The organism is Pseudomonas rossensis (assembly GCF_039888995.1).
In the GTDB taxonomy this organism is placed as follows: domain Bacteria; phylum Pseudomonadota; class Gammaproteobacteria; order Pseudomonadales; family Pseudomonadaceae; genus Aquipseudomonas; species Aquipseudomonas rossensis.
The window spans coordinates 1-668 of the sequence record NZ_JBBWCB010000316.1; the positions used below are offsets into that span (position 1 = coordinate 1).

Sequence of the window (668 nt, forward strand, 5' to 3'; positions counted from 1 at the left end):
TGCAGGTTCATTCGCCATTAATCCCGGTTCGCAGGGCCGGATAGACGCAATTAATTCCGGTCGAAAAATGTGCTGATTGCAGGTCGGTGCGTGTATGAATGCAGGTCACTACACTTATCCATGGAACCCAAAAGGTCGAAACGACACTCATCAGGTTTATATTTTGGATTAAACCAATGAGCGGAATAAACAGCATTTCTGGTTCGCCTACTACCCCCATCCAACACAGCCCAAGCCAGGCGTCTGGGCCTGCTCGATTGGTGATAAGAACCGCTGACCAGGCTAGAGATCACTGGCGCGTTATCACGAGCCAGGGCACATAGACGGGGAGACCTATCGGCTAACCACCCAACCATGACCGTCACCACCTGCGCGCCTGTTTTTCTTTTTTACCTTTTTCCACTCATCATGGAGTGTTTATGAGTCCACGAATCCCCCTCAGCAGTTCATACGCGTGGACAGAACCGCACCAGTCCCCACCACCGTCGCCTGCCAGGCATCCCGCTCAAGCCCCCGACAACCCGACCCCGCTTCGCTCCGCCGGGACGACCTCCAACGAACACAGGGTTGAACTCGTCGACGATGGCACCGTGGGGTGCGCCAATCGCAACGACCTCATCCGCTGGGCCATTAATCAGGTTCAACCTCACATGTATGGGCCCCTGCCG

1 protein-coding gene is annotated in these 668 nt (G+C 55.2%); it reads left to right on the forward strand.

What is annotated here, in order from left to right:
* Window positions 1–419: 419 nt before the first annotated feature.
* Window positions 420–668: hypothetical protein (locus WLY71_RS30665; RefSeq protein WP_347806576.1), on the forward strand; the 249-nt coding region annotated here is incomplete at its 3' end.